The following is a 2,524-nucleotide window of genomic DNA, read 5'->3' as shown; positions in this document are numbered from 1 at the left end:
ATGTAACTCATTGAAATGTGTCATCATATTCGTCGTCAGAAAACAAGTATTATGCCATTATTTCAATGAGTTATCTTTTTTTGTCGTGTACAAAGATATTTTTTAATGATAAATAAAAAGCCTATTTTTAAAGAAATTTAGCATACGGCATAGTGAAAACAACAATAGAGCAATTACTCAACAATAAACATTAACATCAATTATTTAGATCATATTCAATTTTAATAAAAAGACAAATGTGTATTAAAAATAGCCATCATACGTCTATTTTTGATTACAAAATATAATGAGGGGATTGCTTCCCATTTCATACATTTTTCATATATAAAAAGACATACTATTTTTAAGGTTTTTCTAAACCAATTTTTTTACTTCATAATTTTTAACATCATAATTAAAGGTGAACCATGCAAAATAAGAAGCGCACCCCATTAGACGCGCAACAGTCCCATCTTTGGATTATTGGTGGTGGTATCGCAGGTATGGCTGCTGCTGCATTTGCAATCCGTGATGCCAAAGTCCCTGCCAAAAATATCCATATTTTAGAAGAACTCGATATTTCAGGTGGTTCGATGGATGGTGGACATACACCGCATGCCGCGCAAGCTTGGGTAACACGTGGTGGGCGAATGCTGACCGATGAAACTTATTTGTGCCTATGGGACTTATTTTCCAGTATTCCATCTTTGGAAAATCCAGACATTTCGGTGCGTGAAGAATGTCGTGAGTTTAATGAAAAAGTGAAAACCCACGCCAATGCACGGTTGATTGATGCCGAACATGTCATTGCGGATGCAGCAAAGCTTGGTCTGAATACGCTACATCGTGCACAGATGCTGCGCCTATTAGCTTCAAAAGAAGAAAAAATTGGCAGTCGCCGCATTGATGAGTTTTTTGATGAAACCTTTTTTGAAACCAATTTCTGGCGCATGTGGCGCACGACTTTCGCTTTTCAAAAATGGCACAGTGCAGCAGAGTTAAGACGCTATTTCTTGCGTTTTATTCAAGAATTGCCACGCATTCATACCTTAGCGGGTGTGAAACGTACCAAGTACAACCAATATGACTCGATGATTCTGCCCCTACAGCGTTGGTTAGTCGCACAAGGCGTCGATGTGCGTTTTGGACACTATGTCACAGATGCAGACTTCATTACCAATGCTGAAACTCAAGAACGCTACGCTTCACGCCTATATGTACAATTGCCTGAAGGCTCAGAGCAAATTAATCTGAAAGCCAATGATTTAGCTATTTTCACTTTAGGCTCTATTACAGCAGACTCACGTTATGGCGGTAATCATGACGTGCCTGCCCTTATTCGTCATCGAGAAGATCATGGCTGGACGCTTTGGGAAACGCTGGCACAAAAAGCCCCAGACTTTGGCCGTCCAATGACTTTTTATGGCAATGTCGATGAACATAAGTGGGAGTCTTTCACTCTGACCATGAAAGATGACGTGCTACTTAAACGTATTATTGACTATACAGGCAATGAACCAGGCACAGGCGCACTCATGACTTGGTATGAGTCGGGTTGGCATTTATCCATCGTGGTTCCTGCACAGCCACACTTTGCCGACTTACCTGAAGGTTTATATACCTTATGGGGCTACGGTTTCCAAATTGACCATATAGGCGATTACATCAAAAAACCAATGTCCGAAGCCACGGGGCAAGAAATCCTAACAGAACTGATTAAACAGCTCGGTTTTGACGACATTTTAGATCATGTTTTGGCAACGACTGATGTTACTACCGCCATGATGCCATACGCCTCTGCCCTATTCGCCTGCCGTAAACCGGGGGATCGTCCACAGGTAATTCCACAAGGCTCACAAAACTTTGCTTTCCTTGGACAGTTTGTGGAAATTGAAGATGACGTGGTCTTTACTGTGGAATATTCAGTTCGTGGGGCGATGCTTGCCATTTATGAATTTTTTGGGGTGGAACGTGAAATCCCTGAAATTTACAACGGTCTACTTGATCCCAAAGTGGGTTTAAAAGCTTTAGAAACAGTGTTCCACTAAGTTTTTAATATATAGCGATAAGAGCACCTTTATGTCGCCACTATTACATAGTTTAATTTAAGCAACGTTTGGATACACGAGTGTGGCAGGGATGCCACACGTTATCCATCATAATAGGGATGTTATGTATGAGTAACAAAGGCTTTTGCTTTCTTTTGGCTTATCAAAAGTAAGGGTATTGCCTACACAAACACCTTTTATACTTTATTGAAAGTTGAGGCCGTGTACGCACCTAATTTTAAATTGGATAAAAAGAAAAATTAGATAAAACTTTATACCTCATTCGTAAATAAATTGACTAATTAACATAGGAAAAACATCTCCACGTTTTAAATAATACTCCGAAACTGACTAAGTGCTTTTCTATCTTTTTCTCATGATTTTAGATTTCATAAAAATTACCTCTGTACACGACAAATTTCATAGGATCCTTGTCCTATCAGGCTTTTTCTTTCTTAAAATTGCTAGCACTTTCTTAAATTCTTCTTTTTTTCCAA

Annotated in this window: 1 protein-coding gene; it reads left to right on the top strand. The window is 39.1% G+C overall.

Annotation, left to right across the window (positions count from 1 at the left end; all coding sequences use genetic code 11):
* Positions 1 to 407: 407 nt before the first annotated feature.
* On the top strand, positions 408 to 2,027 hold the full coding sequence (locus I593_RS00540; RefSeq protein ID WP_004883953.1) for an oleate hydratase: 1,620 nt from the start codon (positions 408 to 410) through the stop codon (positions 2,025 to 2,027).
* Positions 2,028 to 2,524: the final 497 nt, after the last annotated feature.

Origin of the sequence: Acinetobacter tandoii DSM 14970 = CIP 107469, from assembly GCF_000400735.1 — a bacterium.
GTDB classification, from domain to species: domain Bacteria; phylum Pseudomonadota; class Gammaproteobacteria; order Pseudomonadales; family Moraxellaceae; genus Acinetobacter; species Acinetobacter tandoii.
Note: the sequence above shows the minus strand (reverse complement) of the source record. Positions and strands in the feature narration are given on the sequence as shown.